Consider the following 26195-nt stretch of genomic DNA (forward strand, 5'->3'; position numbering starts at 1 on the left):
ATGGCTTGGACTCGTGACCAGATGGCCGCGCGCGCGGCGCAGGAACTGCAGGACGGCTTCTACGTGAACCTCGGCATCGGCCTGCCGACGCTCGTCGCCAACCACGTGCCGGAAGGCATGGAAGTGTGGCTGCAATCGGAAAACGGGCTGCTCGGCATTGGGCCGTCGCCGTATGAGGACGAAGTCGACGCCGATCTCATCAACGCCGGCAAGCAGACCGTGACGACGCTGCCGGGCTCGTCTATCTTTTCGTCGGCTGATTCGTTCGCGATGATCCGCGGCGGCCACATCAACCTGGCGATCCTCGGCGCGATGCAGATCAGCAAGAAGGGCGATCTCGCCAACTGGATGATCCCCGGCAAGATGATCAAGGGCATGGGCGGCGCGATGGATCTCGTCGCCGGCGTGAAGAAGGTCGTCGTGCTGATGGAGCACGTCGCGAAGGGCGACCAGCACAAGATTCTCGAAGAGTGCACGCTGCCGCTGACGGGCGTGGGCGTCGTGAATCGCATCATCACGGATCTCGGCGTGATCGATGTCGTCGACGGCGGGCTCAAGCTCGTCGAGCTGGCAGACGGCGTGACGGTCGAGGAAATCCAGAAGAAGACGGGCGCGCCGCTCGATGTCACGAGCGTGAAGTGACGCTGAAGTGACGTCGCGGTGACATGAGCGCCGTTCTCACGGCGTGAGCGCGAATCAGGGCGGGCGAGGCTTTTCAAGCCTCGCCCGCTTTGTTTTTGCGCGCTCGGCCGTATCTGCATTGCGCGAGCGGGGTCGTCCGTTCGGCCAGCGGCGCTCGATCAGACCCGAGGGGCTTTACAATCGTTTCGACACTTGCCACCAGGGACTCTCCATGACCGCATCCATCGTCGTCGAAGCAGTTCATTCGGATCTGAGCGAGCCGCGCCAGCGCTTCGTGCAATGCGCGAGCCCGGCGGGTCTGCATCGCATCGCCTATACCGAGTGGGGCGATCCGGCGAATCCGCGCGTGCTCCTCTGCGTGCACGGCCTGACGCGCTCGGGCCGCGACTTCGACAAGCTCGCGCAGGCTTTTTCGCACGACTATCGCGTGGTGTGCCCGGATGTGGTCGGGCGCGGGCTGTCCGAGTGGCTAGCCGATCCGCGCTATTACGGCGTGGCGCAGTACGTCGCCGATATGGTCACGCTGATCGCGCGGCTGAACGTGGAGACGGTGGACTGGTTCGGCACGTCGATGGGCGGGCTCATCGGCATGGCGCTCGGCGGGCTGCCGAACACGCCGATCAGGAAGATGCTGCTCAACGATGTCGGGCCGCATATCGAGCCGATCGCGCTTCAGCGCATCGGCGAATATCTCGGCAAGGCGCCGCGCTTCGCGTCGCTCGACGAAGGCGTGCGTCACGCGGCGGCGCTCGCGGCGTCGTTCGGACCGTTGACCGACGAAGAGTGGACGAGCATCAACACGCCGCTTCTGCACGAACGCGATGGCGCTTGGGGTTTTCGCTACGACCCGCGCATCGCGCAGCCCTTCGCGTCGGCCACCGACGAGCAGAACGCGGCCGGCGAGGTTTTCCTTTGGCAGTCGCTGGCGTCGATCAGGACGCCGGTACTCGTCGTGCGCGGCGAAACATCGGATCTGCTGTCGCGCGAGACGGTCGCGCAGATGGTCGAAAAAGGCCAGGCCGTGACGAGCGCCGAGGTTGCCGGCGCTGGGCATGCGCCGGCCTTTCTTGCTGAAGATCAAATCGCTATCGCCAGGGGGTTCTTTCTCGAAAATGGCGGCAGCGGGGCATAATATTGGGCTGGGCGTGCGTCGCCCATGCCTGTTTTTTCATCATTCATCGATCAGGAACACACAATGGCAGTCATTCGTCATCACGTCGGCCCGCGCCTGTCCGAGATCGCGATCCACAACGGCACTGTGTATCTCGCCGGCCAGATCGCCGAGGACACCGGCCAGGACATCACCGGCCAGACGCGCGAAGTGCTCGGTCACGTCGACCGCTTGCTCGAAGAAGCGAACAGCGACAAATCGCACCTGTTGTCGGTGCAGATCTATATCTCCGACCTCGTGCATTTCGACGGCATGAACGCCGTGTGGGACTCGTGGGTTGCCGAGGGCAGCACGCCGCCGCGCGCCACGGTCGAGGCGAAGCTGGCCAATCCGGCATGCCTCGTCGAAATCGTCGTGGTGGCGGCACAGCGCAGCTGATGCGTTGGCTGGCATGAAGTAGTGGCATCGCCCGTATGACCGAGACCGCCGTTCCCGCCGAAACGCTGCCCGAGCCGTCCATCGACGACGCGCTCGCGTTCGTGCGCGAGCACGCGAAGGACGCGCGTGTCTCGACGGGCGAACTGCTCGCCGATCACGCGGCGGGCACCGCGCGCATCATGCAGACGCTCAACGTCGATTCGCACGCGGTGGCAGCGGCGGCGCTCTTCGTTCTGGCGCCGCATCTCGACGATCCCGAGAAGGTCATCGGCGAGCGCTTCGGTCCGGAAGTGCAGCGGCTCGTCGGCGATGTGAGAAAGCTGTTGCGGCTGGGCTCGGTCAGCTCCCGCGCGACGCTCGCGGAACTGCCCGAGAACACGCGCGATGCGCAGGCCGCGCGCCGCGCGCAGGTCGAGGCGCTGCGCAAGATGTTGCTGGCGTTCGCGCAGGACATCCGCGTCGTGCTCATCAGGCTCGCGTCGCGCGTGCAGACGCTGCGCTATCACGCCGCGCACAAGATCGATCCGTCGCCGGACGTGCCGCGCGAAACGCTCGAGATCTATGCGCCGCTCGCCAATCGGCTCGGCATCTGGCAGTTGAAGTGGGAACTGGAGGATCTGTCGTTCCGTTTCGAGGATCCGGTCACCTACAAGCGCATCGCGAAGCTGCTGGACGAAAAGCGCGTCGAGCGCGAAACCTATGTGACCGAGGCGATCGCACGGCTGCAGAAGGAGCTCGACACCGCGCACATCAAGGCCGATGTGAGCGGGCGGCCGAAGCACATCTACAGCATCTGGAAGAAGATGCGCGGCAAGCAGCTCGACTTCACCGAGCTGAACGACGTGCGCGCGTTTCGCGTGATCGTCGGCGACATCAAGGATTGCTACACGGTGCTCGGCATCGTGCACAACCTGTGGCAGCCGGTGCCGCGCGAGTTCGACGATTACATCTCGCGTCCCAAGCCCAACGGCTACAAGTCGCTGCATACGGTCGTGATCGGCGACGATGGCCGCGCGTTCGAAGTGCAGATCCGCACCTATGAGATGCATCAGTTCGCCGAATATGGCGTGGCCGCGCACTGGCGCTATAAGGAAGCGGGCACGCGAGGGTATGCCGGGCAGGTGACGGCGAGCGAGAAATACGACGAGAAGATCGCGTGGCTGCGCCAGCTTCTCGCGTGGAAGGATGACGTCGAGGGCGAGGGGGAAGGCGAACAGCGGGGCTGGCAGCATCTGCGCGACGCCACGCTCGACGACGACCACATTTACGTGCTCACGCCGCAGGCGCGCGTGATCGCGTTGCCTCAGGGCGCGACTGCCGTCGATTTCGCGTATCACCTGCACAGCGAGCTTGGGCATCGCTGCCGCGGCGCACGCGTCGACGGCGCGATGGTGCCGCTCAACACGCCTTTGCAGAACGGGCAGACGGTCGAGATCGTCGCGGTGAAGGAAGGCGGGCCGTCGCGGGACTGGCTCAATCCGCAGCTCGGCTATCTGCACAGCGCGCGGGCGCGGCAGAAAGTGCGGTCCTGGTTCCTCGCGGCGGACGCAGCGGAGAATATTGCCGCCGGACGGACGATCGTCGAAAAGACTCTTCAGCGCGAAGGGAAGACTTCGGTCAGCCTGGACCAGCTCGCGACGAAGCTCGGTTTCAAGACGCCGGAAGACCTTTACGCGGTCGTCGCGAAGGAAGAGTTCAGCCTGCGCAACATCGAGCACGCGCTCTCCGACACACCACCGCCCGAGCCCGAGCCGGAAGCGCCCGAGCAATTCGAGAAGCGCAGCAGCGGGCAGAGCGTCGCGCATGGCGCCTCGACGGGCGTGCTCGTCGTCGGCGTCGACGCGCTGCTCACACAGCTCGCGCGCTGCTGCCGTCCGGCGCCGCCCGATCCGATCGCCGGCTTCGTCACGCGCGGCAAGGGCATGTCGGTGCATCGCACCGATTGCGCGACCTTCAAGCGCATGGCGCAGCGCTCGCCCGAGCGCGTGCTGCACACGACATGGTCCGCCGACGTGATGAACGGTCGCGGTTCGTCGGTGTATCCGGTGGATCTGGCGGTGGAATCGGCCGACCGGCAAGGTTTGCTGCGCGACATTTCCGAAGTCTTCGCGCGCGAGAAGATCAATGTGATCGGCGTGAAGAGCCAGAGCCGCAGGAACATCGCGTATATGCAGTTCACTGTCGAAGTGTCGAATGCGGCGCAGATTCAGCGCGCCTGCACCCTGCTCGGTGAAGTGCAGGGCGTAATCCGCGCGTCGCGGAGGGCGTAGTCAATACGAGCGTTGAACGGATCGGCGAATATTTTCGATTTTTCTGAAGATAAGCACTTGCCAAGTTCAGAAACGCTCCATATAATCTCACTTCTTTCAGGCTCGTAGCTCAGCTGGTTAGAGCACCACCTTGACATGGTGGGGGTCGTTGGTTCGAGTCCAATCGAGCCTACCAACGAAATCGAAGCTTCGGCGAATGCAAGTTCGCCAGAGTTTCAAACCGCAAGAAGCGCTCAGCGCAAAAGGCGAAAAGAAAATGGCACGTCGAACGTTGACCGAAACAACTTCGGAGCGACGCTAGTCGAGGACCTAATTCGCCTTCTGCCAAATTGTTTCGCGGTATGTGTGAAAAGTGAATGCGGCCCCTCGATAGCGGGGCCGCATTTTTTTTGCCTTTCGATTTTCGATGTGAAATCGCGCGGCAATGCTTAATCGAAATCGCCCGGCGTGTGCCGGCGTCTTGGAGAACGATATGGTATCGGTACGTTTGCCTGATGGGTCGGTCCGACAATACGACCACCCGGTGACCGTCGCGGAAGTCGCGGCTTCGATCGGCGCGGGCCTTGCCAAAGCGGCGCTCGCCGGCAAGCTCAACGGCGAGCTCGTCGATACCTCGTTTCTGATCGACAAGGACTCGTCGCTCGCGATCGTCACCGACAAAGACCCCGAAGGCGTCGATGTCGTGCGTCACTCGACCGCGCACTTGCTCGCATACGCGGTCAAGGACCTGTTTCCCGAAGCGCAGGTGACCATCGGGCCGGTCATCGACAACGGCTTCTATTACGACTTCTCGTATCACCGTCCCTTCACGCCCGAAGATCTCGAGAAGATCGAAAAGCGCATGCAGGAGCTCGCGAAGAAGGACGAGCCGGTGTCGCGCCGCGTGGTGTCGCGCGACGAGGCGGTGGAGTACTTCAAGAGCATCGGAGAGAAGTACAAGGCGGAGATCATCGAGTCGATTCCGGACAGCGATGAAATCAGGCTCTACGGGCACGGCAACTTCATCGACCTGTGCCGCGGCCCGCACGTGCCGTCCACCGGCAAGCTGAAGGTCTTCAAGCTGATGAAGGTCGCGGGCGCATACTGGCGCGGCGACTCGAAGAACGAGCAGCTTCAGCGCATTTACGGCACCGCGTGGACCAAAAAGGAAGATCAGGACCAGTACCTGCACATGCTCGAAGAAGCCGAGAAGCGCGATCACCGCAAGCTCGGCAAGCAGCTCGACCTGTTCCATCTGCAGGATGAAGCGCCGGGCATGGTGTTCTGGCATCCGAAGGGCTGGTCGCTGTGGCAGCAGGTCGAGCAGTACATGCGCCGTCGCGTGAACGAGGCCGGCTACCTCGAGATCAAGACCCCGATGGTGATGGACCGCTCGCTGTGGGAGGCGTCGGGTCACTGGCAGAACTATCGTGAAAACATGTTCACGACCGAATCGGAAAAGCGCGACTACGCGATCAAGCCGATGAACTGCCCGGGCCACGTCCAGGTGTTCAATCACGGCCTGCGTTCGTACCGCGATCTGCCGCTGCGTTACGCGGAATTCGGGTCATGCCATCGCAACGAGCCGTCGGGCGCGCTGCACGGCCTCATGCGCGTGCGCGGCTTCGTTCAGGACGATGCGCACATTTTCTGTACCGAAGACCAGTTCATCGCGGAATCGATCGCGTTCAACACGCTGGCGATGAGCGTCTACAAGGATTTCGGGTTCGATCACATCGACATCAAGCTGTCGCTGCGTCCCGAGCAGCGCGCGGGCACCGACGAAACCTGGGATCGCGCGGAGCAGGGCCTGCGCGAAGCGCTGACCGCGTGCGGCCTGCAGTGGGAAGAGCTCGCCGGAGAAGGCGCGTTCTATGGTCCGAAGATCGAGTACCACATCAAGGACGCGCTCGGCCGTTCGTGGCAGTGCGGCACGCTGCAGCTCGATATGGTGCTGCCGGAGCGCCTCGGCGCGGAGTACGTGGCGGAAGACAACAGCCGCCGCCGTCCGGTGATGCTGCACCGCGCGATCGTCGGTTCGATGGAGCGCTTCCTCGGCATTCTGATCGAGCACCATGCTGGTGCAATGCCGCCGTGGCTCGCGCCGATCCAGGCCGTTGTGCTGAATATTGCCGAAAGTCAGGCTGAATATGCCGGTAATCTGGCCCAATCGTTGCAAAAACAAGGGCTTAGAGTGGAGTCCGATTTGCGCAATGAGAAGATTAGCTATAAAATACGCGAGCACACGCTGCAAAAGGTTCCGTATTTGCTGGTCGTCGGGGACAAGGAGCGTGATGCGCAAACCGTAGCCGTGCGTGCTCGTGGCGGTGTCGATCTCGGCGTGATGCCGGTCGACGCATTCCTCGAACGTCTGCAGCAGGAAGTGCGGGCGTTCAAGTAAGTCACTCGCAGCGCGGCTTGTTTTTTCATTTTTAGAGGAAACGTAACATCGCTACTGATAAGTCGTCACATCGCATCAACGGTGAAATTACCGCACCGGAAGTGCGCTTGGTCGGAGTGGACAACGAGCCGCTCGGTATCGTGAAACTGGCCGAGGCTTTCCGTCAGTCGGAACAGCTCGATGTGGATCTCGTCGAAATCGCGCCGCAGGCCTCGCCGCCTGTCTGCCGTTTGATGGACTACGGCAAGTTCAAGTATTCGGAAGCGAAGAAGCAGCACGAGGCGAAGTTGAAGCAGAAGATCGTGCAGGTGAAGGAAGTCAAATTCCGCCCCGGCACGGACGACGGTGACTACAACGTCAAGCTGCGCAACCTCACGCGCTTCCTCGAAGACGGCGACAAGACGAAAATCACGTTGCGTTTCCGCGGTCGCGAAATGGCGCACCAGGAAATCGGCATGCGCATGCTCGAACGCCTGAAGACGGATCTGGACGAATACGGCCAGGTCGAGCAGATGCCGAAGATGGAAGGGCGCCAGATGATCATGGTGCTTGCCCCGAAAAAGAAGGGTAAGTAACCGTAGGCAGTAAGGTGATGGATCGCGCGCCGTCGAAAGGCGGTTGGCGCGGCATTGCCGGCAGTTTCAGATCGGCGTCATTCACGTGACGCGGGTCATGAAAAGCGGCGGTTCTTCACTGAGCCGTTCGCACACAAGTGGAGCGTGGGTTTCGAAGGGCGGGAAGCGGTCTTGGCCAGCATGGAAGGATCAACCGCACACCCATGACCATCTAATAAACTGGAGTTGTTTCATGCCGAAGATGAAGACCAAGAAGAGTGCTGCAAAGCGCTTCGTGGTGCGTCCGGGCGGTACCGTCAAGCGCGGTCAAGCGTTCAAGCGCCACATTCTTACCAAGAAAACCACCAAGAACAAACGCCATCTGCGTGGCGCCACGGCCGTTCATGATTCCGATCTGAACTCCGTCCGCGCAATGCTGCCGTTCGCCTAACCTCAACTGACACTCCAAGGAGAGCAACATGCCTCGAGTAAAACGTGGGGTTACCGCACGGGCCCGTCACAAGAAGATCATCCGTCTGGCCAAGGGTTACCGCGGCCGTCGCAATAACGTCTATCGCATCGCCAAGCAGGCGGTCATGCGCGCAGGCCAGTACGCCTACCGCGATCGCCGCAACAAGAAGCGTGTGTTCCGCGCACTGTGGATCACGCGTATCAACGCGGCGGTGCGTCAGCACGACATGACCTACAGCGTGTTCATCAACGGCCTGAAGAAGGCTTCGATCGAACTCGACCGCAAGGTGCTGGCTGACATGGCTGTGTTCGACAAGGCTGCTTTTGCTGCGATCGTGAAGCAGGTGAAAGCCGCCGTTGCAGCCTAATTGCGAAATTAGTACTGCGTGGTTCGCCTGAGCGTCATCGAGCGGTAGACGGTGGCGCGAAGGCAGAAAACGGGGCTCTCACCGAGCCCCGTTTTTGTTGGTCGGACGGTTTTGCTTATTTTCGCGGTCCGCATGCGCGAAGCACTGCGTGGATGAGCAAAACCGAACCTCAGTTTGAATTCGACGTTAAAAGATGGGATCAATGGATCTGGACCAGATTGTCGCCGACGCGAAAAGCGCCTTTGAACACGCCGCCGATACCACCACGCTCGAAAACGAGAAGGCCCGGTTTCTCGGCAAGTCCGGCGCGCTGACCGAATTGCTGAAGGGCTTGGGCAAGCTCGACCCGGAAGCGAAGAAGACCGAAGGCGCGCGCATCAATCAGGCGAAGCAGCAGGTCGAGGCCGCGCTGAACGCGCGCCGTCAGGCGCTCGCGGATGCGTTGCTCAACCAGCGTCTCGCGGCGGAAGCCATCGACGTCACGCTGCCCGGCCGCGGTGCGGGCGCGGGCACGCTGCATCCGGTGATGCGCACGTGGGAGCGCGTCGAGCAGGTGTTCCGCACGATCGGCTTCGACGTCGCCGACGGTCCCGAGATCGAAACCGACTGGTACAACTTCACCGCGTTGAACAGCCCGGAGAACCATCCGGCGCGCTCGATGCAGGATACCTTCTATGTCGACGGCAAGGACGCCGATGGCCGGCCGCTCCTGCTTCGCACGCACACGAGCCCGATGCAGGTGCGCTACGCGCGCATGAACAAGCCGCCTATCAAGGTGATCGTGCCGGGCCGCACGTATCGCGTCGACAGCGACGCCACGCACTCACCGATGTTCAACCAGGTGGAAGGCCTGTGGATCGAAGAGAACATCAGCTTCGCGGACCTGAAGGGCGTCTACACCGATTTTCTGAAGAAGTTTTTCGAGCGCGACGACATTCTCGTGCGCTTCCGTCCGTCGTACTTTCCGTTCACGGAGCCGTCCGCCGAGATCGACATGATGTTCGAACACGGCAAGAACGCGGGCAAATGGCTGGAAATCTCCGGCTCGGGTCAGGTGCATCCGACCGTCATTCGCAACATGGGCCTCGACCCGGAGCGCTATATCGGCTTCGCGTTTGGCAGCGGCCTCGAGCGTCTGACGATGCTGCGCTACGGCGTGCAGGATTTGCGTCTGTTCTTCGAGAACGATCTGCGTTTCCTGCGCCAGTTCGCGTAACGCGACTGCTTTGCCTGCGACGTTCGGCGCTCATGAGATGCCGGACGAGAGACTCCAAACATTTCGAACGTAGACACACATGCAATTCCCAGAATCCTGGCTCCGCAGTTTCGTCGATCCCAAGCTCTCCACCGACGAACTCGCGCACGCGCTGACGATGGCCGGCCTCGAAGTCGAAGACCTGCGCCCGGTCGCGCCGCCGACCACGAAGATCGTCGTCGGGCAGGTGCTCGAAGTCGCCAAGCATCCCAATGCCGACAAGCTCAACGTGTGTCAGGTCGACGCCGGCACGGGCGAGCAGCTGAACATCGTGTGCGGCGCGCCGAACGTGTCGCCGGGCATCAAGGTGCCGGTTGCGCTGATCGGCGCGATGCTGCCGCCGGCCGAAGCGGGCGGCGAGCCGTTCGCGATCAAGCCGACGAAGCTGCGCGGTGTCGACAGTCAAGGCATGCTGTGCTCGGCGCGCGAACTCAAGCTGTCGGAAGACCACAGCGGTTTGCTGATCCTGTCCGCCGATGCGAAGGTCGGCCAGAACATTCGCGAGGCGCTCAATCTCGACGACACCGTGTTCGAGATCAAGCTCACGCCGAACAAGGCGGACTGCCTGTCGGTGTTCGGCGTCGCGCGCGAGACCGCGGCGATCACCGGCGCGCCCTTGAAGCAACTGGAGATGCCCGCCGTCGAGACGAAGCTCGACGAAAAGCTGCCCGTGAAGGTGCTCGCGCCCGACCTGTGCGGCCGCTTCTCGGGCCGCGTGATCCGCGGCGTGAACGCGCACGCGAAGACGCCGCAGTGGATGGTCGAGCGCCTCGAGCGCGCGGGCCAGCGCAGCATTTCGGCGCTCGTCGATATCTCCAACTACGTGATGCTCGAGCTCGGCCGTCCGACGCACGTGTTCGACCTCGACAAGATCCACGGCGCGATCGAAGTGCGCTGGGGCAAGAAGGGCGAGTCGCTCAAGCTCCTGAATGGCAATACCGTCGAGCTCGATGAAACCGTCGGCGTGATCGCGGATGACCGTCACGTCGAAAGCCTCGCGGGCATCATGGGCGGCGACAGCACGGCCGTCTCGCTCGACACGACCAACATTTATCTCGAAGCCGCGTTCTGGTGGCCGGACGCGATCCGCGGCCGCGCGCGCAAGTACAACTTCTCGACCGATGCCGCGCATCGCTTCGAGCGCGGCGTCGATTATTCGACGACGGTCGAGCACATCGAACGCATCTCGCGCCTGATTCTCGATATCTGCGGCGGCGAAGCCGGTCCGGTCGACGATCAGATCGTCAACGTGCCCGATCGCAACCCGGTGTCGATGCGCGTGTCGCGCGCGCACCGGATCATCGGCGTGGAAGTCGGCGCGGAAGAGATCGCGCGGATTTTCGAGCGCCTGAACCTCGCATTCGAACGCGATGGCGACACCTTCAAGGTCACGCCGCCGCCGTATCGCTTCGATATCGAGATCGAGGAAGACCTGATCGAGGAAGTCGCGCGCATCTACGGCTTCGAGAAGATTCCGGCGCGTCCCCCGGTCGCGCGCAGCGAGATGCGCATCACGAACGAAACGAAGCGTTCGATCCACACGCTGCGCCATGAAGTGGCCGCGCGCGATTATTCGGAGACGGTGAACTTCAGTTTCGTCGATGCCGAGTGGGAGAAGGACTTCGCCGGCAACGACAACCCCATCCGGCTGCTGAACCCGATCGCGAGCCAGCTCTCGGTCATGCGCACGACCACGTTCGGCAGCCTGATCGAAGTGCTGCGCCACAATCTGAACCGCCGCGCCGAGCGCATTCGCGTGTTCGAGGCCGGCCGCGTGTTTCATCGGGATGCGTCGGTGAAGGCGGGCGAACTGGCTGTCGAAGGCTTCGCCCAGCCGAAGATGATCGGGGCTCTAGCCTATGGTCCGGTGATCGAGGAGCAATGGGGCGCGGCGTCGCGCAACGTCGATTTCTTCGACGTGAAGGGCGATGTCGAAGCGCTCTTCGCGCCGGTCGTGCCGCGCTTCGTGAAGGCCGAGCATCCGGCGTTGCATCCGGGACGCTCCGCGCGCATCGAAGTGGCGGGGCGCGCGGTCGGCTGGATCGGCGAGCTGCATCCGCGCTGGCTGCAGAAGTACGACCTGCCCAATGCGCCGATCCTCTTCGAAATCGATGCCGAAGCGCTGATGGATCGTGCGCTGCCGGCGCCGTCGGAAGTGTCGAAATTCCCGCCCGTGCGGCGCGATATCGCGATTGTCGTAGATCAACACGTGGCGGTTCAGGCGCTTCTCGACGAGCTCGAAAACGCGCGCTCGGAGCCCGCTTGCAGGCACGTCACGAGGGTTGCGCTTTTCGATGAATTTCGTCCAAAATCAAGTACTTCCGGTGGCTTGGGAGCGCATGAGAAAAGTCTTGCCTTCCGTGTAACGTTGCAAGATACTGGCGGCACGCTTCAGGACGAAACGGTCGATACGGCTATTAAAACGCTGGTGGATCGCCTGGCTCGAGTACACGGCGCGCGGTTGCGCGGATAGCCTGCAGTTGGCCCGTCCGTCTCAATCGCCAAGTCTTAATGCGTCAAGCGCCGTTTTACCGATATGAACCAAATGAACTCGAGTGATTTCGAAGCCCTTCTTTCGGCGCAGCGTAGCGCCATGACCCGAGATACCCTGACCTCGAGCGCGTCCAGCGACACGCCGACGCTCACCAAAGCCGAACTGGCCGAGATGCTGTTCGATCACGTCGGTCTGAACAAGCGCGAAGCCAAGGACATGGTCGAAGCCTTCTTCGAAGTCATTCGCGATGCACTGGAGAGCGGCGAAAGCGTCAAGCTCTCCGGCTTCGGCAACTTCCAGCTGCGCGACAAGCCTCAACGTCCGGGCCGCAATCCGAAGACGGGCGAGGCCATTCCTATCGCCGCGCGGCGGGTCGTCACGTTTCATGCAAGTCAGAAGTTGAAGGCGCTGGTCGAAACGGGAGCGGAGACGGATCTCACTCGCTGATCTCCACACGGCGCGCGGACATCCGCGCGCCGCGTTGCTTGCCCACCGCGCTTCAATCGACATCACTTATAACGATGGTTGATCGACGATGGAAAAAGTCGTCTTGCCTCCGATCCCCGCCAAGCGTTACTTCACGATTGGCGAAGTCAGCGAGTTGTGCGGCGTCAAGCCTCACGTGCTGCGCTATTGGGAGCAGGAGTTCACGCAACTGAGGCCGGTCAAGCGTCGCGGCAACCGCCGCTACTATCAGCATCACGAAGTCCTGCTGATCCGGCGCATCCGCGAGTTGTTGTATGAACAAGGCTTCACGATCAACGGCGCGCGCAACCGGCTCGATTCGCAGGGGCGCGCGAGCGGCGAAGAAGCTGAGATGAGCGAAACGGAGGCCGCGGCGCAAGCGCAGCCAGCCGTCGATGTCGATCAACTGCGCAAGGACATTCTTCAGGTAATCGACCTGCTGGGCGGATGAGCGCCGCCGCTATCCACTCCACGATGCCGCGATTCGTCGCGGCATTTTTTTTGCCCGCGTTTTCGCGGCGCCGTCGCTCTGCATGCGTTCGATGGCGGCAGTAGCATAGTCTCTTGCTCTTTCCTCGTTGCCGCGCCGGGTGTGCCCGCCGCGGTCTTGTCACGTCGATTCAGGAGGGCTTATGCGAGTGCTGCTCGTTGGCGCAACCGGTATGTTGGGCACGGAGATCAAACGGATTCTCGAAACCTCGCACGAAGTGATCGCCGCGAGCCGCAAGGGCTCGGAGGTATCGGTCGATTTGTCGGACAAGGCGAGCATCGTCGCGATGTACGGCAAGGTGGGAAAGGTCGGCGCGGTCGTGTGCGTCGGCGGCGCGGCGAAATTCGCGCCGCTCGCCTCGCTCGGCGACGACGACTACGCATTCAGCCTCGCCAACAAGCTGATGGGACAGGTCAATCTCGTGCGCTGCGCGATCGGTCATGTGGATGAAGGCGGATCCATCACGTTGACGAGCGGCACACTGGCTCAGCAGCCGATGGTGGGCAGCTCGGCGGTGAGTCTGGTCAATGCGGGCATCGAAGGTTTCGTGCGCGCGGCCGCGCTCGAACTGCAGGGCAAGATGCGTGTGAACGTCGTGAGTCCGGGATGGGTCGCCGAAACGCTGACGTCGATGGGCAAGGATGCTTCGGAAGGCATCGCGGCGGCGGACGTCGCGAAGGTGTACAAGCGTGCCGTCGATGAAACGATGACCGGGCAGACGCTGCTCGCGGCTAAGACTTGATTCCGGCGCGGAAGCACTTCTTCGGACCGGCTGCTTGCGATGCCGGCAGAGCCATTTTCACCGACCAGTACACAATGCTCGGCCCGACGCCCCAGGGCGGATAGATGCGCCAGTCGCCGACGCCATGGTGAAAGAAGTAGAGCGCGAAGAAGCCGCCGCGCTTGGGCGCGCTCACGCACACATAGCGGCTGCCCCCAGGATAGATTCGACCGAAGCGGGTGACACGCGCACGGCTGCCTGGATCGAACCATCTTGCGACTTCGGCACGCAAGGCGGAACCGGCTCGATCGGATCGGGTGCGCCGCGATTGAGCGGGCGCTGGGACAGACAAAGACATGGGGCGCCGTTCCTTATGTGTCACCTTAAGATTAGGACTTAAATCACTGACACACAAGTGTTTTTTCGCGTTTTACGTCTGAATATACGACGCTGGACGCCGGCGAAAGTGTCAGACGTTCAAGCCCATCATCGCGGTCGTGTTGGTCAGGGCTTCGTCCTGTGCGCGGACCTTGAGCATGGCGTCGGCGAGGCGGTAGTAGAACTGAGCGCGTTCTTCGAGCAATGCGGACGACGCGTCGATCGGAAGCGCTTCGTCGGCCATGTCGCCCATTAGCGCCTGAGCCGCGAAATAGTCGCGTAGCGACATGCCGTAACTGCCGTTGCCGGGAAACGCGCGCGGGTTGTTGAGCTTGTTATACGCCATTGTTTTTGCTCGTCATGTTCTGTACGACGACCCGAATGGGCAAAAGAAAAAAGGCTCTCCGGCCAGAAGCCGGAGAGCCTTTAATATCTGGTCGGGGCGAGAGGATTTGAACCTCCGACCACCTGCACCCCGTTTTGTTAATCCTGATTTTTCGGACATTCCCGCGTCTTTCCTTAAAGCTCGTTAATTCACGTATAACCAGTGATTTAAACAAGCTTTCTCTTTCCAAACGTTCCCGCTCTTTTCGGGTGATTCTTCGAGGTGGTGGCGGTACGGAAGCAGAGAGTCAGCGATGAAGGTCTACACGGTCAGGGAATTTGAGGCAATTACGGCGGCGCGCAAGGGCGAAACCATCAGGGAGCCGGGCGGGCTTGTCGGCAAGGTGCATGTATCGAAGGTGGGTGGCGTGACCTTGTCATTCGTCTTCGAGTACAAATTCGCGGGCACCAAGCGCCGGTTCGGTTGCGGCACTTGGCCCACGGTCAAGCTTGTCGACATTCGCCGCACACATACCGATCCGCGCGCACTGGTCAACAGTGGCGTCGACCCGCGTGAAGGGCGGGATGCGGTCAAACTCGAGAAGCAGGTTGCCGTCGAAACGCGGATTGAAGAAGCGCAAGCCGTGTTATCGCGCCCGACCTTCGAACAGCGCTATGACGAATGAAAGCGTGCCGCGCTTTTCAAGCGCAAGGACGGCGGCGCGGAAACTGACCGGGCATTTCAGAAGGACGTTATTCCGGCCGTCGGCGCGAAGGTGCTTGAAGACGTGCGGTGCTCTGACCTGATGGCGGTTCTTGACGGCATTATTGCGCGCGGTGCGAACCGGATGCTAGGCGACCGGCTCGAACTGATATTGCGCGCCGATGCCGGAAATGTCCTCATGCTGCCGATTAACACTGCGTGACCACTTGCCCGACACTCCCGAACGTTTCCAGATGTGGCGCATTGACACGATAGGCGCGGCGGTTCGGTTATAGACCCCGAGCCCCTTTGCGCGTCTTGCTCGGCTTAGGTTGTGTGCGCGGCCAACAACATTCAAGCCCCTTGACTCCGCTTTGATGCGGTCAAGGGGCTTCGTCGTTAGATGCTTTTTGGTATTCCTGCAAAGACCCGTACGAACGGGTCTGTGTGTTATTGATCCGGTTTTGCGCAGCAGTTTTCAGGGCATCCGATGCTCAACTGGATAAATGCTGATCGGCCTTCTGATCGATAACTGTTTGGATTGCCAACAGAGCCAACTTCGCTCTTTATCTCAACTGGCGCAATCGACAACCCAAGATCCAAAGCAAGCTTCGCTGTTTCTATCGCTCGACGGCGTGCAAGTGCATTTGCATCACTTTCGGTCGGCATCGCATCACCGGAAATCGAAAGCCATTCCTGAAGAGGATACTTCGAAAGCATCTCGGTTGCCCACGCTCGAAAGAGCTGCACCTGATCAGCAGGGATTTCAGAGCGATCCTTATCGAATGGTATAGAAAAATATTGTGCAGGCCGATTCGTTGATCCATTACACGCTGCATGGGACTCCATGCACAGTAACGCGAAACCGAGTATGGCCGTTTTAAGGCATCTTCTCATCATAGGTAACGAAGGCAGCAAGGGAGTCAGCATTTTTTAGCGCCAGTTCTTGGTTGCTTTGCCCCCAAAGAGCAAGCGGAGTTGAGATTACATACCGTGGATCACCGCTACCGAAGGTGTCAACGAAATGAGTTACTTCGTGGATAAGCGTCGAAACTCTTGAATCTTGAAATTCTCTGAAGTCTGTAAGCACGTTGCAAAACTGAAGACCAATCGCGATCCGTCTATTCTGAATATTTGGGCAGCACACGTGTGCAGCCTCACCGTCTAAATTATTCAAGTTTGGGGCACGACCTAGCGCACGGTCTTCGTCCGAACCTGATCGAATCAGATGAGTCGGTTTCAACTCCAACATGATGCTGCTTACCTTCGAAAAACCATCTAGAAGATAAGCTCTCGTAGCCTCATCATCTCGCCCAAACCACTTCCGCATTCGTTCCTTTGTCTTGCTGTCGTTGCGCCGAAGATCATCCAGACGCCTTCTTAAAAGAACATTCGACCATTCAATCAGGCGCTTCGCCATTTCGCGAAACTCGCTGTTGGTCATGTTCGGGCAAATGCGCTCGGTGTCGACATACACGTCTACGGACGAACCCTCGACCGTGTTCGTCACCGACGAATGCACTTCAAAAAGTTCTCTCGTCATTAGTCTGCTTCCCCAATTTTTATCGTGATTTTTTCGGCGGAGCTAGTCCTGATGCGCTGCGTCTTTCCTGATTGGTCTGTTACCCCTTCCACAATCACCCCGCTAGGGCTAGTCAAGCGATAGAACACGTTCGCAAGCGGTCGACCAGTTGCGCGGTCGCGGAGCACGTACGCTTCATCGAAGACGGAAGCGACCGACGGAGAACTTATAAAAGCTGTAGGCGTTGCTGCGCCACTGCTGGGTTCTCCACCGCCCGTAATGAGAAATTCCCAATTTCCCGAGAGCACACGGTTTTGTCCACACGGGCACAAAACCCGATCCATGTGCTTGACGGTTGGGAGCCCATCATCGAGCCAAGTGTCCGCCGTTCCTAAAATGGGAAACGCCCCTTTGCAGGTTCCGCATGTTGCGAGGTCATTGCGTCGGGCCAGTGTCTGACCATTTGAGGCATACCATGAAGAAGAGCCGCCCATGACGCGGCCCCCTGTGGTCGTCAAATCGTCTTTTGCGACGAGTCTGTCAGTCATGTAGATCCCGCAGCGTAGTCAGGCGCACGTAGGTAGGATCGAACAGGCCGGGAATAATGCGGTCGTGACGAATGAAGAGGCCCGATCGATCCTGAAGCGACTCAACAATTCGGTCGCCGTTGCTCAGGCGACTGCCGACCAACGCAACTGACCTGTCAACGTTATCGGCTGCCGCGCAAGCCCCATCGACGATGGTTGCTTCACTGCCATCATCATAGGTAACCGTATCGCCAACACGCGCGAGCCGATGACCAACGATCGTACCGGTGCCCGTTGCGCGCGTTACCAGTCCACAGCGCTCGGTGCGGGAACCAAGCGTCGCGAAGAAATTGATCCTTCCGTTATCCTCTGAAATCTCGATATCTTCTGTCGTTTCGTTATGCTTGCTTTCTTGCACAGATCAATCTCCCGCTTTTCGATGCCACCCGAATGGGTGGTCTGGCAAGCATAGCGGGTCTCAGATGCAAGCTTGTCAAGAGATGTCATGCGGATTTCGGCCATTCCGCGAGCGGAGTTCGTTCGCGATCGCTTGGCCTTCGTGCCATTTGTCTCGGCTCGTACAGATGCGATTTGCGAAGTAGTCGATAGGCGTGAGCCGCACAACCGGATCACGTCGCCGTGACGCGCTGTCGAGCCTCACGATGTGCGCGGGGGGCGTGTTTATTCGGCGTTGCTCAGTGTCGGCGCTGCGAATTGCCGTGATACTCGCATCGGCGTTCGCCGGGATCGTCACGCACGATAATGGCGCATTCGGCAAGTAGCGCGGGTCGGACCGGTTTTCGTTCCTTTGTCTTCCCACAATGCCCCCATCGTCTGAAAGGGCATTTTGCGGGCGTTCCGGACGTTTTCGAGCGTGCCCGCCGTCGTAGTGGCAGTAGGGTGGCGGTATGGCGCTGTAAGCAAAAAAGGACTTAGCCCTGTTGAGAGCTAAGTCCTTGATTTATCTGGTCGGGGCGAGAGGATTTGAACCTCCGACCACCTGCACCCCATGCAGGTACGCTACCAGGCTGCGCTACGCCCCGAAAGAGCGAAAGTATATCAGAGAGAAACGAATAGTAGAACTGCTTCGACGAATTTCGGTGATGCACTTACCAAATTCACTCGCAACGCGTCAGAGCGTCAACTCCGAGCGCGTATACGGCGAGGTTTGAATTTGCACCGGGTGCTCGCGATCCGTCGAACTACGGCCACGAGCCGCCTCGCGCGCGAAGCGCTGCCTCCTGCGAAACCGCAAGGCCAGCAGCAACGACACTACACAGGGAACCAGATAAGTGAAGACCCGGTCGGCCCATGCCGTCTTCGATGCGAGGCTTTCGTACTCGGTCCGTTCGTGGAAGGATGCGGATGCGAAGACCATCGTCAGGACGAAATCCAGCAGCATCGCCGTGAAGCACAATGCCAGGAAAAGCAGCGCGCCGTTCCACTTCAACGAGCCTTGACTCGCATTCAACGCACGGCAGATGAAGAGCGTCAGGCCGAGCAAGGTCAGGCTGAATGCCAGCGGAAGCCAGGGAAAATCCATACGCATATGCCTCGCGTGCGGGTAATGGGAATGAACCCGGCGGCACGCAAGAGCAGAGTCTGTCGCGTCTCGACGGCCGGTCCGGAAGCGGGCGCGATGATTACACGCAGACGAAGACGAAAGAATAAGAGTTATCCTAATCACATTGGCCGATCGGCCAGCGATTCCGAGAGGAAGTCGATGAAGGTCCGCACCTTCGTCGTCATATATTTACGGCTCGTGTAGACCGCGTACACGGACGGCGCGAACGCGGTGTAGCTCGGCAGCACGCGTACGAGCGAACCCGACGCCAGCTCGGGCTCGACGATCCACGCTGGAAAGTACGCGAGCCCGAGGCCGGCGCGAACGAGCTGCAGCGCCATCGACGTATCGTTGGTCTTCAGCACGGCCTGGTTCTTCACGGTGAACGTGCCGTCCGGACCCGTCAGCGTCACGGAATCGATGCTCGTGTAAGTCGGCAAGACGAAGCGATGCCGCGCGACATCGTCCGGATGACGCAGCTTGCCATGCTGTTCGAGATACGCGCGCGAGCCCGCAAGCACGAAGGGCATCTTGCACAGCGGCCGCACGATCAGCGAAGGCGAGGGCTCGGAGGTTGCGCGTATCGCCATGTCGTAACCTTCCTCGACCAGATCGACGAAGCGGTTCTCCAGGCGCAGATCGACGAGCACGCCCGGATAGCGCGCCTGATACGCGACGAGCAGATCGGCGAACTTGCGATTGGCGAACCAGCCCGGCGCGGTGACCTTGAGCACGCCCTGCGGCTGCGCCGTCTGCACCCCGACGGCGGCTTCGGCGGCCTGCAGGATGTCGAGCGCCTCGCTGCACTGCTCGTAGTAGACGTTGCCGGCTTCCGTGAGGCTCAGGTGCCGCGTCGTCCGGTTCAGGAGCCGCACGCCCAACTGGCGTTCCAGATTGGCGACGTGCTTGCTCGTCATCGCGGTCGAGATGTCCAGCCGCTCCGCGGCCTTCACGAAGCTGCCTGCCTCCACGACCTCGCGGAATACGCGCAAGCTGGTCAGAGCATCCATCGATCATTTCCTGTTGGGAAACAAAACGCCAATGTTAGCCGGATTTATCGACGGACGATGTCTGCATAGACTGGCCGCAATCCTTCTTCACGGAGTTTTGCCATGTCCACTCAGGTTCGTTCCGTTTCGCCCAGCGTGCCCGCGATGGCGAGCCACGCGCATGCGCTCTTGCGCATCGTCGCGTCGTATCTGCTGCTTACGCACGCGAGCGCGAAGCTCTTCCACGTTCCGCACATCGCCATGTTCGACGGCCTGCCGCTCTTTTCGCTGCTCGGCGCGGCGGGAATCATCGAACTGGTGGGCGGGGTGCTCGTGCTCTTCGGCTTCCTGACGCGTGCGGCGGCGTTCGTGCTGTCGGGCGAGCTGGCGTTCGCGTATTTCATCGGCCACGCGCCGAAGGGCAACTTCTTCCTGCCGCTCCTGAATCAGGGCGAGCCGGCCGTGCTGCTCTCGTTCATCTTTCTGTTCATCGCGGCGGCGGGGCCGGGCGCGTGGAGCATCGACAGCCGGCGTTGAAGCCTATTTCGGCCACTCGTCGAGCTCGTCGTTGAACAGCGAAGCGACGACGCCGCGCAGCCACATCGTGCGCGCGTCGTTGTGAAACTTGCGATGCCAGTGCTGCTTGAGATCGAAGCGCGGCAGCGGGAGCGGCGGCTCGGCGAGCGTGATCGACGCATGTTCGGCAACATACGCGAAGCCGATCGCATGCGGCACCGTCGCGATCAGATCGGTGCGCGACAAAATGAACGGCAGGCTCATGAAGTGCGGCGTCTCGAGCACGGCGCGGCGCCGCACGCGCTCCTTGTCGAGATAGTTCTCGAGAATCTCCTGGCTGCGGCCCTCGGCGCGCACGACCGCATGGCCGCATTCCATGAAGCGTTCGAGCGTGAGCGGCGCGTTCGCGAACGGATGATCGCGCCGCATCAGGCAGATGAAGCGGTGCGAGAACAGCCGCTGCTGAAAAAAATTGTTGCCGCGCAAGTCGGGAAAATAGCCGACGGCGAGGTCGATATCGCCCGTTTCGAGCCCGCGCTCGACATCCCCGTGCGATGCCGACACCGAGCGCAGATTCGCGTTTGGCGCCTCTTTCGCGAACGCCTGCAAGAGCCGCGGCAGGAATACGATTTCGCCGACATCCGATAACGCGATCGAAAAGGTATCCGCGCTCGCCGACGGATCGAAGTGCTGCCGGTCGAGCAGGCCGCGCTCGATGCGCGCCAACGCCTCGCGCGCGGCGGGCACGAGCGCGATGGTGCGCGGCGTCGGCTCCATGCCGCGCGATGTGCGCACGAACAGCGGATCGTTGAAGTATTCGCGCAGCCGCGCGAGCGCCGTCGACACACGCGGCTGGGACACGCCGAGCCGTTCGGCGGCGCGGCTCACGTTGCGCGTCTCCTCGATGGCGACGAGGTACGGGATCAGATTCAGATCGAGGTCGGTCATGGCGTCATGCTCCTTCCACGTCAATGCAGGCCGTCACCCACGCCGCGCAACCATGTCGGACACGCGCTGCGCGGCTTCCTGCAGCGGCTCGAGAAACGCCTTCACCATCTGCTTCGCGTTCTTGCGCTGCGCATTGCCGCTGATATTCAGCGCCGCGATCACACGGCCCTGCCGGTCGCGGATCGGCGCGGACATCGAAATCAGTCCTTCCTCGAGTTCCTGATCGACGATCGCCCAGCCCTGGCGGCGCACGAGGGCGATGGCTTCCTTGAGCGCGCTCTTGTCGACGATCGTGCGCGGCGTGCGCGCGACGAGTGCGCTCGAATCGAGCACTTCGTCGAGGCGCGATTCGTCGAGCGCGGCGAGCAGCACGCGGCCCATCGACGTGCAGAACGCAGGCAGGCGGCTGCCGATGGACAGGTTCTGCGTGATGATCTTGTGCGTCGGCACCCGCAGCACGTAGACGATTTCCGCGCCGTTCAGCACGGCCGCGGAGCAGCTCTCGTGCACCTGCTCGACGAGATCTTCCATCACCGGCTCGGCGAGATTCCAGAACGGCATCGAGGTCAGATACGCGAAGCCGAGATCGAGGATCTTCGGGGTGAGCTGAAAGAGACGTCCGTCCGCTTCGACATAGCCGAGCGACTGCAGCGTCAGCAGGATGCGGCGCGCGCCGGCGCGCGTGAGGCCGGTCGCGGCGGCGACATCGGTCAGCGTCTGCGCGGGACGAGTCGCATCGAACGAGCGGATCACCGCGAGTCCGCGCGCGAACGACTGGACGTAAGCGTCGCCGGGACGCGATTGCGCGTCGTGCGGCTCGGCATCCGGATTGAGCGTGGCTGAATTCTTCATAGGGCAGATCGTGAAGGGCGCGAACGGCCGGCGACTCCGTGAAAACCCGCAGTTCGCACATGCTTCGTTGACACGACAACGAATGCGGGACTACCATGCCGATGTTCGCTAAACGAATCCATGTTCGCATGACGAACATTTTGACGCAAGTCTGATTTCGAGCAGGTAAACCCCGAGTTCGGGACGGGCGCACGAAGGCAAATCGGCGTCCAGACTGGAGAAGAACGGCAATGATCAACAAGATTTTCGATTCGCTCGCTTCGGCCGTCGCCGACGTCCACGACGGAGCGACCATCATGATCGGCGGTTTCGGCACGGCGGGCATGCCGTCCGAGCTGATCGACGCGCTCATCGAGCAGGGCGCGCGCGAGCTCACGATCGTCAACAACAACGCCGGCAACGGCGACACGGGCCTGGCGGCGTTGCTGAAGGCCAAGCGCGTGCGCAAGATCATCTGCTCGTTTCCGCGCCAGACGGATTCGTATGTGTTCGACGCGCTCTACCGCGCGGGCGAAATCGAGCTGGAACTCGTGCCGCAGGGCAATCTCGCGGAGCGCATCCGCGCGGCGGGCGCGGGCATCGGCGGTTTTTTCACGCCGACGGGCTACGGCACCAAGCTCGCGGAAGGCAAGGAAACGCGCGTGATCGACGGCAAGCACTACGTGCTCGAAGCCCCGCTGCACGCCGACTTCGCGCTCGTGAAGGCATACAAGGGCGACCGCTGGGGCAATCTGGTCTATCGTAAGACTGCGCGCAACTTCGGGCCGATCATGGCGAGCGCGGCGAAGACCGCGATCGTGCAGGTGTCGAAGGTCGTGCCGCTCGGCGAGCTGGACCCCGAAAACATCGTGACGCCGGGCATTTTCGTGCAGCGCGTCGTGGAAGTGCCGCAAGCGGTGCATCAAGCCGAACTCGCAGCTTAAGGATTCGAAGCCATGAAGAAACTCACTCGTGACGAAATGGCCAAGCGCGTGGCCGCGGATATTCCCGAAGGCGCGTATGTGAACCTCGGCATCGGCGTGCCGACGCTCGTCGCCAATCACCTCGCGGCGGACCGCGAAATCTTCCTGCACAGCGAAAACGGCCTGCTCGGCATGGGCCCAGCGCCCGCGAAGGGCTCCGAAGACGACGAGCTCATCAACGCGGGCAAGCAGCACGTCACGCTGCTTACGGGCGGCGCGTATTTCCATCACGCGGATTCGTTCGCGATGATGCGCGGCGGCCATCTCGATTTCTGCGTGCTCGGCGCGTTCCAGGTATCGGCGAAGGGCGATCTCGCGAACTGGCACACCGGCGCGCCCGACGCGATTCCCGCAGTCGGCGGCGCGATGGATCTCGCGATCGGCGCGAAGCAGGTTTACGTGATGATGGAGCTGCTCACGAAGCAGGGCGAAAGCAAGCTGGTCGATGTGTGCACGTATCCCGTGACGGGCGTGGAATGCGTCAACCGCGTATACACCGATCTCGCCGTGTTCGACGTCACGCCGGAAGGCCTGGTCGTGCGCGAGATCGTGGAAGGCCTGTCGTTCGAAGAATTACAGAAGCTGGCTCAGGTGCCGCTGCAATACGCGCCGCTGTCCGAAGCCGCCTGAACTACGAGACCGAGACATACAGAACAGAACTGGAGTTGATCGATGAAAGAAGCTTTCGTATGTGATGCCATCCGCACGCCGATCGGCCGTTACGGCGGATCGCTCGCGTCCGTGCGCGCCGACGATCTGGGCGCGGTGCCGCTCGCCGCTTTGGTCGAGCGCAACAAGGAAGTGGACTGGGACGCCGTCGACGAAGTGATCTACGGCTGCGCGAATCAGGCGGGCGAAGACAACCGCAACGTCGCGCGCATGTCGGCGTTGCTGGCGGGCCTGCCGGTCGGCACGCCGGGCTCGACGATCAACCGCCTGTGCGGCTCGGGCATGGACGCGATCGGCGTCGCGGCCCGCGCCATCAAGTCGGGCGAGACGAGTCTGATGATCGCGGGCGGCGTCGAAAGCATGAGCCGCGCGCCCTTCGTGATGGGCAAGGCGACGAGCGCGTTCTCGCGTTCCGCCGAGATCCACGATACGACCATCGGCTGGCGTTTCATCAATCCGCTGATGAAGAAGCAGTACGGCGTGGATTCGATGCCCGAGACCGCCGAGAACGTCGCGGACGATTACAAGATCAGCCGCGCCGATCAGGACGCGTTCGCGTTGCGCTCGCAGCAGAAAGCGGCGCGTGCCCAGAAGGACGGCACGCTGGCGCAGGAAATCGTAGCGGTCACGATTCCGCAGAAGAAGGGCGATGCGCTCGTCGTCGATAAAGACGAGCACCCGCGTGAAACGAGCCTCGAAGCGCTCGCGAAGCTGAAGGGCGTCGTGCGTCCGGACGGCAGCGTGACGGCGGGCAACGCGTCGGGCGTGAACGACGGCGCGGTCGCCATGCTGATCGCCGACGAAGAGAGCGCGAAGCGTCACGGCCTCACGCCGCGCGCGCGCATTCTCGGCCTTGCGACCGCTGGCGTGCCGCCGCGCGTGATGGGCATCGGTCCGGGTCCGGCGTCGCAGAAACTTTTGAAGCGTCTCGGCATGACCATCGACCAGATGGACGTGATCGAGCTGAACGAAGCGTTCGCATCGCAAGGTCTCGCGACGCTGCGCATGCTCGGCGTCGCCGACGACGATCCTCGCGTGAACCCGAACGGCGGCGCGATCGCGCTCGGCCATCCGCTCGGCGCATCGGGCGCGCGTCTCGTCACGACCGCGAGCTATCAACTGCAGCGCACCGGCGGCCGCTTCGCGCTGTGCACGATGTGCATCGGCGTGGGCCAGGGCATCGCGATGATCATCGAGCGAGTCTGATCACATGTTCGAAGCGACCGGACGTCTGACCGATCTGATCTGCGGCAACGAAGCGGCCAACGCCGTCTGGTCGCCGCGCGCGACCGTGCAGGCGATGCTCGACGTCGAAGCCGCGCTCGCGCGCGCTTCGGCGCTGCATGGCGTGATTCCGTCGAGCGCGGTCGAGGCGATCGTCGCCGCGTGCAACGCGGACAACATCGACGCCGATGCGTTGATGGCCGGCGCGCAAGCGGGCGGCAATCTCGCGATTCCGCTCGTCAAGCAGCTGACGGCCGTCGTCAAGGCGCACGATGCCGAAGCCGCGAAGTACGTGCATTGGGGCGCGACGAGTCAGGACATCATCGATACCGGCGTCGTGCTGCAGTTGCGCGCGGCGCTCGATCTGATCGATGCCGATTTGCTCGCGCTTTCCCATGCGCTCGTTACACAAGCGCAAGCGCATCGCGCAACGCCGATGATCGGCCGCACATGGCTGCAGCAGGCGCTGCCGATCACGCTCGGTCTCAAGTTCGCGCAATGGCTCGATGCGGTGACGCGTCATCGCCAACGCCTCGGCGAGCTGAAAGCGCGCGCGCTGGTGCTGCAGTTCGGCGGCGCGGCGGGCACGCTCGCCAGCTTGCGCGACAAGGCGTTGCCGGTTGCCGGGTCGCTCGCGCAAGACCTGAAGCTTACGCTGCCCGCGCTGCCGTGGCACACGCAGCGCGATCGCATCGCGGAAGCAGCGTCGTTCCTCGGCATGCTGACGGGCACGCTCGGCAAAATCGCACGCGACATCTCGCTGATGATGCAGACCGAACTCGGCGAAGTCGCCGAGCCGGCGGCGGCAGGCAAGGGCGGTTCATCGACGATGCCGCACAAGCGCAATCCGGTTGGCTGCGCGGCGGTGCTGACCGCGGCGACGCGCGCGCCGAATCTCGTCGCGACGATCTTCGCGGGCATGGTTCAGGAGCACGAACGCGCCTTGGGCGGCTGGCAGGCCGAATGGGAAGCGCTGCCCGATCTCGCGCGTCTGACGGCGGGCGCATTGTCGAGCGTGCTGGGCATCGTGCCGGCGATGGAAGTCAACGTCGCGCGGCTCGCGCACAATCTCGGCGCGACCAACGGACTCGTGCTCGGCGAAGCGGTGATGCTCGCGCTCGGCGATGCGATCGGCCGGCTGGATGCGCACAAGCTCGTGGAAGGCGCGTCGAAGGCATCGGTCGCGAACGGCACGTCGCTCTTCGACGCGCTCGCCGCGAACGAAACCGTCACGCGCCATCTGTCGCAAGATCAACTGAAGCAATTGCTCGATCCGGCGAACTACGTCGGTCAGGCGCAGGCGTTCGTCGCCGCCGCCATCGCAAGCGCTGACCCGAAACAACAGGAGCAGTAAAAAC

30 protein-coding genes and 2 tRNA genes are annotated in these 26195 nt (G+C 61.8%); 21 read left to right on the plus strand and 11 right to left on the minus strand.

What is annotated here, in order from left to right:
- The 14 genes from AC1Z32_RS19510 (at position 1) to AC1Z32_RS19575 (ending at position 13680) form a co-directional block, all read left to right on the plus strand.
- Positions 1-642 carry a CoA transferase subunit B gene (locus AC1Z32_RS19510; protein ID WP_483480145.1) on the plus strand — a complete coding sequence of 214 codons (642 nt, stop codon included), beginning with the start codon at positions 1-3 and terminating at the stop codon, positions 640-642.
- Positions 643-853: 211 nt separating this feature from the next.
- Entirely contained in the window at positions 854-1774 is a 921-nt protein-coding gene (locus tag AC1Z32_RS19515; RefSeq protein ID WP_483480146.1) for an alpha/beta fold hydrolase, read from the plus strand.
- Positions 1775-1837: 63 nt separating this feature from the next.
- Positions 1838-2191 (plus strand): RidA family protein, encoded by a 354-nt coding sequence (locus tag AC1Z32_RS19520; protein ID WP_483480147.1) that lies wholly within the window; start codon positions 1838-1840, stop codon positions 2189-2191.
- Between the two features lie 35 nt (positions 2192-2226).
- Complete coding sequence (locus AC1Z32_RS19525; protein ID WP_483480148.1) at positions 2227-4461, plus strand: RelA/SpoT family protein; 2235 nt, start codon at positions 2227-2229, stop codon at positions 4459-4461.
- A 98-nt stretch (positions 4462-4559) separates the two neighbouring features.
- Positions 4560-4636 (plus strand) — tRNA-Val (locus tag AC1Z32_RS19530).
- A gap of 297 nt (positions 4637-4933) precedes the next feature.
- Positions 4934-6841, plus strand: coding sequence for a threonine--tRNA ligase (thrS, locus tag AC1Z32_RS19535; protein WP_483480149.1), 1908 nt, complete (start codon positions 4934-4936; stop codon positions 6839-6841).
- Positions 6842-6888: 47 nt separating this feature from the next.
- On the plus strand, positions 6889-7416 hold the full coding sequence (infC, locus tag AC1Z32_RS19540; RefSeq protein WP_074168877.1) for a translation initiation factor IF-3: 528 nt from the start codon (positions 6889-6891) through the stop codon (positions 7414-7416).
- 232 nt (positions 7417-7648) lie between these two features.
- A complete protein-coding gene (gene rpmI, locus AC1Z32_RS19545) occupies positions 7649-7846 on the plus strand; it encodes a 50S ribosomal protein L35 (RefSeq protein ID WP_004191477.1) in 198 nt (65 codons plus the stop codon).
- 28 nt (positions 7847-7874) lie between these two features.
- On the plus strand, positions 7875-8234 hold the full coding sequence (gene rplT, locus AC1Z32_RS19550) for a 50S ribosomal protein L20 (RefSeq protein WP_008350196.1): 360 nt from the start codon (positions 7875-7877) through the stop codon (positions 8232-8234).
- Between the two features lie 202 nt (positions 8235-8436).
- Entirely contained in the window at positions 8437-9450 is a 1014-nt protein-coding gene (pheS, locus tag AC1Z32_RS19555) for a phenylalanine--tRNA ligase subunit alpha (RefSeq protein ID WP_483480150.1), read from the plus strand.
- Positions 9451-9529: 79 nt separating this feature from the next.
- Positions 9530-11962, plus strand: a complete 2433-nt coding sequence (gene pheT, locus AC1Z32_RS19560; RefSeq protein ID WP_483480151.1) for a phenylalanine--tRNA ligase subunit beta — start codon at positions 9530-9532, stop codon at positions 11960-11962.
- Between the two features lie 63 nt (positions 11963-12025).
- On the plus strand, positions 12026-12430 hold the full coding sequence (locus AC1Z32_RS19565) for an integration host factor subunit alpha (RefSeq protein WP_062606735.1): 405 nt from the start codon (positions 12026-12028) through the stop codon (positions 12428-12430).
- An 88-nt stretch (positions 12431-12518) separates the two neighbouring features.
- A complete protein-coding gene (locus AC1Z32_RS19570) occupies positions 12519-12899 on the plus strand; it encodes a MerR family transcriptional regulator (protein WP_483480152.1) in 381 nt (126 codons plus the stop codon).
- A 181-nt stretch (positions 12900-13080) separates the two neighbouring features.
- Positions 13081-13680: a short chain dehydrogenase gene (locus AC1Z32_RS19575; RefSeq protein WP_483480153.1), complete on the plus strand. Its 600-nt coding sequence runs from the start codon at positions 13081-13083 to the stop codon at positions 13678-13680.
- Here AC1Z32_RS19575 and AC1Z32_RS19580 read toward each other — a convergent pair.
- Both AC1Z32_RS19580 and AC1Z32_RS19585 read right to left on the minus strand, forming a co-directional pair.
- Positions 13670-13855 (minus strand): hypothetical protein, encoded by a 186-nt coding sequence (locus tag AC1Z32_RS19580; RefSeq protein ID WP_483480154.1) that lies wholly within the window; start codon positions 13853-13855, stop codon positions 13670-13672. The genes AC1Z32_RS19575 and AC1Z32_RS19580 overlap by 11 nt on opposite strands.
- Positions 13856-14128: 273 nt before the next feature.
- The gene (locus AC1Z32_RS19585; RefSeq protein ID WP_483480155.1) at positions 14129-14383 is read right to left on the minus strand and encodes a hypothetical protein; all 255 of its coding nucleotides are present in this window, start codon (positions 14381-14383) and stop codon (positions 14129-14131) included.
- A gap of 292 nt (positions 14384-14675) precedes the next feature.
- Between AC1Z32_RS19585 and AC1Z32_RS19590 the strand changes: the two genes are divergently transcribed.
- Positions 14676-15047, plus strand: a complete 372-nt coding sequence (locus AC1Z32_RS19590) for an Arm DNA-binding domain-containing protein (RefSeq protein ID WP_483480156.1) — start codon at positions 14676-14678, stop codon at positions 15045-15047.
- A gap of 90 nt (positions 15048-15137) precedes the next feature.
- Entirely contained in the window at positions 15138-15287 is a 150-nt protein-coding gene (locus AC1Z32_RS19595) for a hypothetical protein (protein ID WP_483480157.1), read from the plus strand.
- A 227-nt stretch (positions 15288-15514) separates the two neighbouring features.
- Here the strand turns inward: AC1Z32_RS19595 and AC1Z32_RS19600 are convergent, their stop codons facing one another.
- The 7 genes from AC1Z32_RS19600 to AC1Z32_RS19630 all read right to left on the minus strand — a co-directional run bounded on the left by AC1Z32_RS19600 (position 15515) and on the right by AC1Z32_RS19630 (position 19687).
- Positions 15515-15913 carry a hypothetical protein gene (locus AC1Z32_RS19600; RefSeq protein WP_483480158.1) on the minus strand — a complete coding sequence of 133 codons (399 nt, stop codon included), beginning with the start codon at positions 15911-15913 and terminating at the stop codon, positions 15515-15517.
- Positions 15914-15944: 31 nt separating this feature from the next.
- Positions 15945-16607 (minus strand): M35 family metalloendopeptidase, encoded by a 663-nt coding sequence (locus AC1Z32_RS19605; RefSeq protein WP_483480159.1) that lies wholly within the window; start codon positions 16605-16607, stop codon positions 15945-15947.
- Positions 16607-17134 carry a PAAR domain-containing protein gene (locus tag AC1Z32_RS19610; protein ID WP_483480160.1) on the minus strand — a complete coding sequence of 176 codons (528 nt, stop codon included), beginning with the start codon at positions 17132-17134 and terminating at the stop codon, positions 16607-16609. Before AC1Z32_RS19610 ends, AC1Z32_RS19605 begins: the two co-directional genes overlap by 1 nt.
- Positions 17127-17531, minus strand: a complete 405-nt coding sequence (locus AC1Z32_RS19615; RefSeq protein WP_483480161.1) for a PAAR domain-containing protein — start codon at positions 17529-17531, stop codon at positions 17127-17129. Before AC1Z32_RS19615 ends, AC1Z32_RS19610 begins: the two co-directional genes overlap by 8 nt.
- A 548-nt stretch (positions 17532-18079) precedes the next feature.
- A tRNA-Pro gene (locus tag AC1Z32_RS19620) sits at positions 18080-18156 on the minus strand.
- Between the two features lie 89 nt (positions 18157-18245).
- The gene (locus tag AC1Z32_RS19625) at positions 18246-18656 is read right to left on the minus strand and encodes a hypothetical protein (RefSeq protein ID WP_483480162.1); all 411 of its coding nucleotides are present in this window, start codon (positions 18654-18656) and stop codon (positions 18246-18248) included.
- A 140-nt stretch (positions 18657-18796) separates the two neighbouring features.
- Positions 18797-19687, minus strand: coding sequence for a LysR family transcriptional regulator (locus AC1Z32_RS19630; protein ID WP_483480163.1), 891 nt, complete (start codon positions 19685-19687; stop codon positions 18797-18799).
- Between the two features lie 102 nt (positions 19688-19789).
- Here AC1Z32_RS19630 and AC1Z32_RS19635 point away from each other — a divergent pair, with 102 nt between their 5' ends.
- The gene (locus AC1Z32_RS19635) at positions 19790-20203 is read left to right on the plus strand and encodes a DoxX family protein (RefSeq protein ID WP_483480164.1); all 414 of its coding nucleotides are present in this window, start codon (positions 19790-19792) and stop codon (positions 20201-20203) included.
- 3 nt (positions 20204-20206) lie between these two features.
- On the opposite strand, the gene AC1Z32_RS19640 is transcribed toward AC1Z32_RS19635, so the two are convergent.
- Both AC1Z32_RS19640 and AC1Z32_RS19645 read right to left on the minus strand, forming a co-directional pair.
- The gene (locus tag AC1Z32_RS19640; RefSeq protein ID WP_483480165.1) at positions 20207-21130 is read right to left on the minus strand and encodes a LysR family transcriptional regulator; all 924 of its coding nucleotides are present in this window, start codon (positions 21128-21130) and stop codon (positions 20207-20209) included.
- A gap of 33 nt (positions 21131-21163) precedes the next feature.
- The gene (locus AC1Z32_RS19645; RefSeq protein ID WP_483480166.1) at positions 21164-21982 is read right to left on the minus strand and encodes an IclR family transcriptional regulator; all 819 of its coding nucleotides are present in this window, start codon (positions 21980-21982) and stop codon (positions 21164-21166) included.
- Between the two features lie 230 nt (positions 21983-22212).
- Between AC1Z32_RS19645 and AC1Z32_RS19650 the strand changes: the two genes are divergently transcribed.
- Genes AC1Z32_RS19650 through AC1Z32_RS19665 form a run of 4 tightly spaced genes read left to right on the plus strand, consistent with a single transcriptional unit; the run spans position 22213 to position 26191 of the window.
- Complete coding sequence (locus AC1Z32_RS19650; protein WP_062606756.1) at positions 22213-22905, plus strand: 3-oxoacid CoA-transferase subunit A; 693 nt, start codon at positions 22213-22215, stop codon at positions 22903-22905.
- A gap of 12 nt (positions 22906-22917) precedes the next feature.
- Entirely contained in the window at positions 22918-23574 is a 657-nt protein-coding gene (locus tag AC1Z32_RS19655; protein ID WP_483480167.1) for a 3-oxoacid CoA-transferase subunit B, read from the plus strand.
- Positions 23575-23616: 42 nt separating this feature from the next.
- Positions 23617-24819: a 3-oxoadipyl-CoA thiolase gene (gene pcaF, locus AC1Z32_RS19660; protein ID WP_483480168.1), complete on the plus strand. Its 1203-nt coding sequence runs from the start codon at positions 23617-23619 to the stop codon at positions 24817-24819.
- Positions 24820-24823: 4 nt separating this feature from the next.
- The gene (locus AC1Z32_RS19665; RefSeq protein ID WP_483480169.1) at positions 24824-26191 is read left to right on the plus strand and encodes a 3-carboxy-cis,cis-muconate cycloisomerase; all 1368 of its coding nucleotides are present in this window, start codon (positions 24824-24826) and stop codon (positions 26189-26191) included.
- Positions 26192-26195 lie beyond the last annotated feature (4 nt).

This window comes from Caballeronia sp. 11_S32 (genome assembly GCF_056930355.1).

Bases quoted from the DNA above. Each gene is read 5' to 3' on its own strand.
- AC1Z32_RS19510 (WP_483480145.1), top strand. From the start codon at position 1: ATGGCTTGGACTCGTGACCAGATGGCCGCGCGCGCGGCGCAGGAACTG.
- AC1Z32_RS19515 (WP_483480146.1), top strand. From the start codon at position 854: ATGACCGCATCCATCGTCGTCGAAGCAGTTCATTCGGATCTGAGCGAG.
- AC1Z32_RS19520 (WP_483480147.1), top strand. From the start codon at position 1,838: ATGGCAGTCATTCGTCATCACGTCGGCCCGCGCCTGTCCGAGATCGCG.
- AC1Z32_RS19525 (WP_483480148.1), top strand. From the start codon at position 2,227: ATGACCGAGACCGCCGTTCCCGCCGAAACGCTGCCCGAGCCGTCCATC.
- thrS (WP_483480149.1), top strand. From the start codon at position 4,934: ATGGTATCGGTACGTTTGCCTGATGGGTCGGTCCGACAATACGACCAC.
- rpmI (WP_004191477.1), top strand. From the start codon at position 7,649: ATGCCGAAGATGAAGACCAAGAAGAGTGCTGCAAAGCGCTTCGTGGTG.
- rplT (WP_008350196.1), top strand. From the start codon at position 7,875: ATGCCTCGAGTAAAACGTGGGGTTACCGCACGGGCCCGTCACAAGAAG.
- pheS (WP_483480150.1), top strand. From the start codon at position 8,437: ATGGATCTGGACCAGATTGTCGCCGACGCGAAAAGCGCCTTTGAACAC.
- pheT (WP_483480151.1), top strand. From the start codon at position 9,530: ATGCAATTCCCAGAATCCTGGCTCCGCAGTTTCGTCGATCCCAAGCTC.
- AC1Z32_RS19565 (WP_062606735.1), top strand. From the start codon at position 12,026: ATGAACCAAATGAACTCGAGTGATTTCGAAGCCCTTCTTTCGGCGCAG.
- AC1Z32_RS19570 (WP_483480152.1), top strand. From the start codon at position 12,519: ATGGAAAAAGTCGTCTTGCCTCCGATCCCCGCCAAGCGTTACTTCACG.
- AC1Z32_RS19575 (WP_483480153.1), top strand. From the start codon at position 13,081: ATGCGAGTGCTGCTCGTTGGCGCAACCGGTATGTTGGGCACGGAGATC.
- AC1Z32_RS19585 (WP_483480155.1), bottom strand. From the start codon at position 14,383: ATGGCGTATAACAAGCTCAACAACCCGCGCGCGTTTCCCGGCAACGGC.
- AC1Z32_RS19590 (WP_483480156.1), top strand. From the start codon at position 14,676: ATGAAGGTCTACACGGTCAGGGAATTTGAGGCAATTACGGCGGCGCGC.
- AC1Z32_RS19600 (WP_483480158.1), bottom strand. From the start codon at position 15,913: ATGGAGTCCCATGCAGCGTGTAATGGATCAACGAATCGGCCTGCACAA.
- AC1Z32_RS19605 (WP_483480159.1), bottom strand. From the start codon at position 16,607: ATGACGAGAGAACTTTTTGAAGTGCATTCGTCGGTGACGAACACGGTC.
- AC1Z32_RS19610 (WP_483480160.1), bottom strand. From the start codon at position 17,134: ATGACTGACAGACTCGTCGCAAAAGACGATTTGACGACCACAGGGGGC.
- AC1Z32_RS19625 (WP_483480162.1), bottom strand. From the start codon at position 18,656: ATGGATTTTCCCTGGCTTCCGCTGGCATTCAGCCTGACCTTGCTCGGC.
- AC1Z32_RS19630 (WP_483480163.1), bottom strand. From the start codon at position 19,687: ATGGATGCTCTGACCAGCTTGCGCGTATTCCGCGAGGTCGTGGAGGCA.
- AC1Z32_RS19635 (WP_483480164.1), top strand. From the start codon at position 19,790: ATGTCCACTCAGGTTCGTTCCGTTTCGCCCAGCGTGCCCGCGATGGCG.
- AC1Z32_RS19640 (WP_483480165.1), bottom strand. From the start codon at position 21,130: ATGACCGACCTCGATCTGAATCTGATCCCGTACCTCGTCGCCATCGAG.
- AC1Z32_RS19645 (WP_483480166.1), bottom strand. From the start codon at position 21,982: ATGAAGAATTCAGCCACGCTCAATCCGGATGCCGAGCCGCACGACGCG.
- AC1Z32_RS19650 (WP_062606756.1), top strand. From the start codon at position 22,213: ATGATCAACAAGATTTTCGATTCGCTCGCTTCGGCCGTCGCCGACGTC.
- AC1Z32_RS19655 (WP_483480167.1), top strand. From the start codon at position 22,918: ATGAAGAAACTCACTCGTGACGAAATGGCCAAGCGCGTGGCCGCGGAT.
- pcaF (WP_483480168.1), top strand. From the start codon at position 23,617: ATGAAAGAAGCTTTCGTATGTGATGCCATCCGCACGCCGATCGGCCGT.
- AC1Z32_RS19665 (WP_483480169.1), top strand. From the start codon at position 24,824: ATGTTCGAAGCGACCGGACGTCTGACCGATCTGATCTGCGGCAACGAA.